The organism is Mesorhizobium sp. M2C.T.Ca.TU.002.02.1.1, from assembly GCF_003997225.1.
In genome coordinates this window covers 1-7078 of sequence record NZ_RZTO01000275.1, presented here as the reverse complement: position 1 = coordinate 7078, position 7078 = coordinate 1, and the positions used below count along the sequence as shown (strand labels likewise).

Annotated in this window: 8 protein-coding genes; all 8 read left to right on the top strand. The window is 66.5% G+C overall.

All coding sequences use genetic code 11. The annotated features are described in order from the left end of the window. Positions 1-173: 173 nt before the first annotated feature. Positions 174-1664: an aldehyde dehydrogenase gene (locus EOD07_RS16345; RefSeq protein WP_127236202.1), complete on the top strand. Its 1491-nt coding sequence runs from the start codon at positions 174-176 to the stop codon at positions 1662-1664. Positions 1665-1877: 213 nt separating this feature from the next. Continuing rightward, on the top strand, positions 1878-2627 hold the full coding sequence (locus EOD07_RS16340; protein ID WP_164772283.1) for a GntR family transcriptional regulator: 750 nt from the start codon (positions 1878-1880) through the stop codon (positions 2625-2627). After that, the gene (locus EOD07_RS16335) at positions 2624-3517 is read left to right on the top strand and encodes a carbohydrate kinase family protein (RefSeq protein ID WP_127236200.1); all 894 of its coding nucleotides are present in this window, start codon (positions 2624-2626) and stop codon (positions 3515-3517) included. Before EOD07_RS16340 ends, EOD07_RS16335 begins: the two co-directional genes overlap by 4 nt. A gap of 32 nt (positions 3518-3549) precedes the next feature. Continuing rightward, on the top strand, positions 3550-4401 hold the full coding sequence (locus EOD07_RS16330) for a BtpA/SgcQ family protein (RefSeq protein ID WP_127236199.1): 852 nt from the start codon (positions 3550-3552) through the stop codon (positions 4399-4401). Next, positions 4398-5132 (top strand): hypothetical protein, encoded by a 735-nt coding sequence (locus EOD07_RS16325; RefSeq protein ID WP_127236198.1) that lies wholly within the window; start codon positions 4398-4400, stop codon positions 5130-5132. Before EOD07_RS16330 ends, EOD07_RS16325 begins: the two co-directional genes overlap by 4 nt. Next, a complete protein-coding gene (locus EOD07_RS16320; protein ID WP_071074116.1) occupies positions 5129-5434 on the top strand; it encodes a hypothetical protein in 306 nt (101 codons plus the stop codon). Before EOD07_RS16325 ends, EOD07_RS16320 begins: the two co-directional genes overlap by 4 nt. Beyond that, entirely contained in the window at positions 5431-6201 is a 771-nt protein-coding gene (locus EOD07_RS16315) for an ATP-binding cassette domain-containing protein (RefSeq protein WP_127236197.1), read from the top strand. The genes EOD07_RS16320 and EOD07_RS16315 overlap by 4 nt, the downstream gene beginning before the upstream one ends. Continuing rightward, the coding region (locus EOD07_RS16310; protein WP_164772282.1) for an ABC transporter permease at positions 6198-7078 on the top strand (881 nt) is incomplete at its 3' end. The genes EOD07_RS16315 and EOD07_RS16310, both read left to right, overlap by 4 nt.

Sequence of the window (7078 nt, the reverse complement as noted above, 5' to 3'; positions counted from 1 at the left end):
CATCATTTCTGCTCGGGCCGCTTCTTCGCGCGCGAGCAGATGTGCCTTGCGGTAGGATTGCTGCTGGAGCGGTTTCCGGATCTGCGGCTGGTGCCGGGCAAGCAGCCGGTCTTCCGCGGCTGGGAGTTCCGCGCGCCGGCGACACTTCATGTAGAATTTGGAGCAAACTCGTAATGATCAACCAGGACACCATCGACACGCTGCGCAAAACGGAGGTCGGCGCGCGGCGTCTGTTCATCGATGGAGCCCCGGTGGATGCGCAGAGCGGCGCCAGCCTTGAGGTGATCTCGCCGATCGACGGCCGTCCCTTCGCCCGCATCGCCGATGGCGGCGTCGCCGATGTCGACCGCGCCGTAGCCTCGGCGCGCAAGGCGTTCGCCAAGGGCTCCTGGTCGCGCGCGGCGCCCGCCTTGCGCAAGAAGGTGCTTACGAAATTTGCCGAGTTGGTCGAAAAGCACGCGCCGGAACTGGCCGTGCTCGGCGTGCGCGACAACGGCACCGAAATCGGCATGGCCTACAAGGCCGAGCCGCTGTCTGCCGCCGGCACCATCCGCTACTATGCCGAGGCGATCGACAAGGTCTATGGCGAGATCGCGCCGACGGCTGACAATGTGCTCGGCCTCATCCACAAGGAACCGCTCGGCGTCGTCGGCGTCATCGTGCCGTGGAACTTCCCGCTGATGATCGGCGCCTGGAAGATCGCGCCGGCCTTGGCCGCCGGCAATTCCATCATCGTCAAGCCGCCGGAGATCGCCTCGCTCACCTTGCTGCGGCTGGCGGAACTGGCCGCCGAGGCCGGCTTCCCGGACGGCATCTTCAATGTCGTCACCGGGCGCGGCTCGGTCGCCGGCGAGGCGCTCGGCCTGCATATGGATGTCGACGCCATCGCCTTCACCGGCTCCGGCCCGGTCGGTCGCCGCCTGCTCGAATATGCCGCGCGCTCCAACCTCAAGCGCGTGTTCCTCGAGCTTGGCGGCAAGTCGCCCAACATCGTCTTTGCCGATGCGCCTGATTTGAGGCAGGCGGCGGTCGTTTCGGCCAACGGCATCTTCCGCAATTCCGGACAGGTCTGCGTCGCCGGCTCGCGGCTGCTGGTCCAGGCCTCGGTCTATGACCGCTTCATGGACGAGCTCCTCAAGGCGACCACCAAGCTGAAGGTCGGCGACCCGCTCGACCTTGGCAGCGACATCGGCGCGGTGTCGAGCGCCGAGCAGCTGACCAAGAATCTCGGCTTCGTCGCCAAGGCCGTGGAGGAGGGCGCCCGTCTCGTCACCGGCGGCGAACGCATCCTGGCCGGGACCGGCGGCAGCTATATGGCGCCGACGATCTTCGAGAACGTGACCGCGACGATGCAGCTCGCTCGCGAGGAAGTGTTCGGGCCGGTGCTCGGCGTCACGCGCTTCGAGACGGAGGAGGAGGCGGTGCGGCTCGCCAACGCGACGGTCTATGGGCTCGCCTCGGCCGTATGGACCTCGAACCTGTCGACCGCCCACCGTATGGTGCGCGCCATCAATGCCGGCGTCGTCCACGTCAACACCTATGGCGGCGCCGACATCACCGTGCCGCTCGGCGGCTTCAAGCAGTCCGGCTTCGGCCGCGACAAGTCGCTGCATGCGATCGAGAAATACACGGACCTGAAGACGGCGTGGATTTCGCTGGGGTGAAGCGCCAGCGCCTGACTTTGCACTTCCACACGACTTAAACAGGCGGCCGCTTGCGCGGCTCGCTTCGAGGCACTCCTGTCATTGGCGGAACGCTCCGGCTGCCTTGTTGGTTCCGGCCGCCGCAACCCGATTTGCCTGCCCGCTTTACGGATTCTTGAGCGGGGCCGAAAAAAAGACTCGACTTAAATGTCATGACGTTCGTACGATATGTCCATGACGTGGGACATGAACGATCTCGACCAGGGGCCTTTGCCGCTCTGGTTCCAAATCGCGGACCGGCTGCGCGCGGCGATCGAGCGCGGCGAGTTCAGGCCCGGCGATGCCTTGCCGTCGGAAGCGCGGTTGAACGAGCGCTTCGGCGTGAGCCGGACGACGGCGCGCGCCTCGCTCGACCGTCTCGAGCAGGAGGGGCTGATCAGCCGCCGCTCCGGCAAGGGATCGATCGTGCTGACGTCGCGGGTCGAGCAGCCGCTTAATCTGCTGTCGAGCTTCTCCGAAGACATGCTTCGCCGGGGCTTGCAGCCATCCTATGTGACGCGAAGCGCCGACTATGCCCTGCCCACGGCGGAAGTGGCCGAGGCGCTCGGCATAGACCGCAAGACCCGCGCCTTCCGCATCGATCGTCTGCTCAAGGCCGACGGTTGGCCGATAGGGATGTCGGAATCCTGGATATCGCCGGCGGTGCTCAATTCGCATACGCCGAGCAGCAGGGACCTCGACGTCGTATCGCTCTACACCTGGCTCGAGCGCAACCACGGCGCCAGGATCGCCGGCGGGCAGGAGCTGATCGAGGCGGCGACAGCGACGAGGAAACTCGCCGAGAGCCTGGACATTGCCGTCGGCGCGCCGCTGCTGGTTGCCCGGAGGCGGTCGCATGCAGCCGACGGCGCGCCCATCGAATACGCGGTCATGCACTATCGCGCCGACCGCTACCGTTTCCGCGTCGATCTGGTGCGGCAATGACGGGCCGAACCGCGCTTTTCGTCGGCGATGTCAGTTTCGACCTGACGATGACCGTGTCGCACATACCGGAACCCGACGAGAAAGTGCACGCGGCCACGGCGATCGAATCGCCCGGCGGCGTGGCCGCCAATGCAGCGGTGGCTTGCGCCCTGGCTGGGACACCGGTTCGGCTTGCCATCGGCGTCGGCGACGATGTTGTCGGGCGGGTGCTGGTCGATCAGTTGGAGACGATCGGCGCCGAAATCGCATGGCATGTCTATCCCGGAATGACTTGCCGGGTTGTCGTCCTGCTGGAACCTCATGGCGAGAAACGCCTGCTGCTTTATCCCGGCGTCTCGATGTACCCGCAACGGCTGCAGATCGAGGCGCTTTCGCTTGACGACACCGGTTGGATCCATACCGCGGTCTACGACCGCTCCGCCGCGGCCGCGCTGATCGACCGCTGCCGGGCGCGGGCGCTGCCCTGGTCGCTCGACCTGGAGCCTTCCACCTTTCCCGACGGGATAGACCTCATGCGCGATTTCATCGCCGGTGCCGCGGTCGTCTTTTGCAATGGCCGTTCCATGGCGGCCATCGGCGGCGATGCGATCGGGCGCTTGCTGGCGATGGGCGCCAAGACGGTCGTTCAGACACGAGGCGCCGACGGAGCGACGCTGCATCGGGCGGAAGGGCATCTGGATATCGCGGCGCCGCGAGGCCCTGTCGTCGACACCACCGGCGCCGGCGACTGCCTCGCCGGCTGGTTCATCGCCGAACGATTGCGCGGCATGGCGCCCGAAGCAGCGCTTGAGACCGCCGTCGCCGCCGCCGCGCTGAGCTGCGCCCGGCTCGGATCGCAATCATCCTATCCCAGACGGCAGGATCTGCCCGGCCTGAAAATCCAGGCCTGACGACCGCCGGACGACGCAACAGAGAGCCAGCAATGAAAGCGACGCAAGTCCTCCCTCCCAAGATCAACGCCCTGGAAGAATTGTTCCAGGTCAGGAAGCCGATCATCGGCGTCATCCATCTGCAGGCCCTGCCGGGCGCGCCCCGCTATCAGGGTCAGCCGATGCGCGACATCTATGCCGCCGCCGTCGCCGACGCGCGCACCCTGTCGGCGGGCGGGATCGACGGCATCATCATCGAGAATGCCAGCGACATGCCGTTTCGCAGGCCCGAAAACATCGGTCCCGAGACCGTGGCCGCCCTGACGGCCGCGTGCCTGGAGGTAAGAGGCGCCGTCGACACGCCGATCGGCATCACCTGCGTCGCCAACGGCGTGGTTCCGGCGCTCGCGGTCGCCAAGGCGGTCGGTGCCCGCTGGGTCAGGGCAAACCAATGGGTCAACGCCTATGTCGCCAATGAGGGTTTCCTGAACGGCCCGGCGCCGGAGGCGATGCGCTACCGCTCGGCGATCGGCGCGACCGATGTCCGCATCTTCGCGGATGTCCATGTCAAGTTCGGCGCGCATGCGATCACGGCTGATCGCAGCATTCCGGAACAAGCGACCGACGCCGAATGGTTCGACGCCGACGTTCTCATCGCCACCGGCACGCGCACCGGGTCCCCGACCGAGCCGCGCGAGGTCCAGGAGGTGAAAAGCGGCACGACGCTGCCCGTCATTGTCGGATCCGGTCTCAACCCGGATCAGGTTCCGAGCCTCTTCGAGGTTGCCGACGGCGCCATCATTGGCCAGTGGCTGAAGCGCGACGGGGTCTGGTGGAACCCTGTCGATCCGGCTCGCGTCGAGCGACTGGTCGCCGCCGTCTCGCGGCTGAGGAGCGGCGGATGACCCTGCTTACCGAAGCGACCGACGTTTTTTCGGCGGCGGCCAGCGAGCGCTGCGTCGTGCTGTTCATCGCCAAATCCCAGCCAAGGCTGCCCGGCGTTTTCGATGCAGGGCACCTTGCCGCCATAGGCGCGGTGCTTGGCGAATTGGAGGCCGAGGGATGGCTCCTCTCGCTGCGGGCCATGGTCGACCCGTCCGAGAAGACCGCGCCTACCGCGTTCGAGACCGGTTTCGCCCATGACGCCGATGTCGTCGGCGTGTTCGAGGCGCCGACGATCTCGGCGGCGCTGCGGGGCACGGTGCGGCTGGAGAGCGCCGGATGGTCTCGGCGCTTTGCCACGCAATGGCTGGTCGGCCCGCGGGAGTTCGCCGCCGTGAACGGGATCGGGCCGGCGATCGACCGCAAATGGGGTTTCTTCGCGCTCTGGGAATGGAACGACGCCTGGGCGGCGGCAACCGCCGAAACCCGCCGCGACTATGACGCCGAATGCGATGTCGCGTTCCAGGGCGATCTCTCCTTCAACGTCAACATCGCCGGGCGCCATCGCCTGGACTGGGCCAGTTCCTGGCATCATCTCGGCGTCTGGGAATCCGATCGCCCCGAAACCGTCGACGCCGCGATCCGCGGTCATGAGCGCGCGGCCGATTTCAAGTTCACGACGTCCAGGCATTTGCTCGGGCGGCGGCGTCCGCTCACCGAGCTGCTTGCCGGCGCCCCAGGAGGAATATCATGACGGAAAGCATCTGGATCCACTATGCGCGGCCTCGCCCGCATTGGTACGGGCTGAGCGAAGCCGAGCAGGCGGCGCGAAGGAAGGCCTGGGCGGAGGTGTCAGCTGCATCGGGCAAGGCCGGCGCCGCATTCGTCGGCAATTATCATGTGCGCGGACAGCACGATTTCGAGACGGTCGAGATCTGGCGCTTTCCCGACGCTGAGGCCGCCTTCGATCATTGGTCGCGGCTGACGGCGGCGGCCTACAACGAGTGGTTCGCCTTCTCCAACAATATCGGCCTGGCCGCGGAATCGGCGCCGTGAGCACGATCCCGCTCCTCGAGGCGCAAAACATCCGACGTCGGTTCGGGCACGTTCATGCGCTCGACGGAGCGAACTTCGCCGTCTATCCGGGCGAGATCTGCGCCCTCATCGGCGACAACGGCGCCGGCAAGTCGACCCTGGTCAAGATATTGTCGGGCGCCGATCGTCCGGACGAAGGCCGCATCCTCATCGGCGGGCGCGAGGTCTCCTTCGACAGCCCGGCGACCGCGCAGCAACTGGGCATCGCGACCGTCTACCAGGATCTGGCGCTCGCGCCCGAACTCGCCGCTTCCGACAATCTCTTCCTCGGCCGCGAGATCATGCGGGCCGGACTGCTCGGACAACTCGGTTTTCTCAACCGGCGCGAAATGCGGCGACGCGCGGCCGATCAATTCGCCCGGCTCAGCGTGCATCTCAGATCGCCGGGCGTGCCGGTTTCGGCACTTTCGGGCGGCCAACGTCAGTCCGTCGCGATCGCACGTGCGGCGTTGTGGGCAGACAAGATCATCTTCATGGACGAGCCGACCGCAGCACTTGGCGTGCAGCAGACGGCCCGTGTCCTCGACCTCATCCGGCAGGTGCGCGACCAGGGCATCGCCGTGGTCCTGATCAGCCACAACATGCCGCAGGTTCTCGAGATCGCGGACAGGGTCGAGGTGCTGCGGCTTGGCAAGCGGGTCGCCCGCTTCGAGACCAGGGCGGCGACCGTCGAAAGCCTGGTGACCGCCATGACCAGCGGCACCGATGCGGGGGACGTGGTTCAATGATCCGGCTCAACGCTAAAGCCGCGGGCGGCGATGGCACCGAACGCGAAACAGGCGCGGAGCGGTTGAGCAGGCTGATCGGCGGGGGCTGGATATTTCTCCTGCTGTTTGGCCTGATCGTCATCTTCTCGGTCATGCGGCCCGAGCAGTTCGGCTCTTCCTACAATCTCACCATGTTGGCCGTGAACGCGGCCATCCTGCTTGTGCTCTCGATAGGCCAGACCTTCGTCATCGCTTCGGCAGGCATCGATCTGTCGGTGGGGGCGGTCCTGGTCTTCTCCTCGGTGACCTCGGCGCAGGTGATGCTCTGGCTGTCGGGCACGCCCGGCGGCACCTATGGCACGACCGACGGTGGCTGGGGTGTCATTGGCGCCGGCCTCGTCGTCGCTCTCGTCAGTGGCGCCGGCTGGGGGGCGCTGAACGGGTTCCTCGTCGCCTTCGCCCGCATCCCGCCGCTCATCGTGACGCTCGGCTCGCTCGGCATGGCGCTGGGCTTTGCCCAGATCCTGACCGGCGGCGTCGATGTGCGTGCCGTCCCGGAACTGCTGGTGAGCGAAATCGGCGCGGGAACGATCGCCGGCGTGCCGGTCCTGGTGATCATCGCCGTCATCGTCACCATTGTCGCGGCAATCGTCCTGCATCTCACACGCTTTGGCCTGCACGTGTTTGCCGTCGGCTCGAATGCGGAAGCCTCCCGCCGATCCGGCATCAGGCTCAGGTCCCGCATCGTCCAGATCTACGTCTTGTCCGGAGCGCTCGCGGGGCTCGCCGCGATGATGTCGATTGCCCGTTTCTCCACGACCACGATCGGCGGCCACGCGATGGACAATCTTTCCACGATCTCGGCCGTCGTCCTTGGCGGTACCAGCCTCTTTGGCGG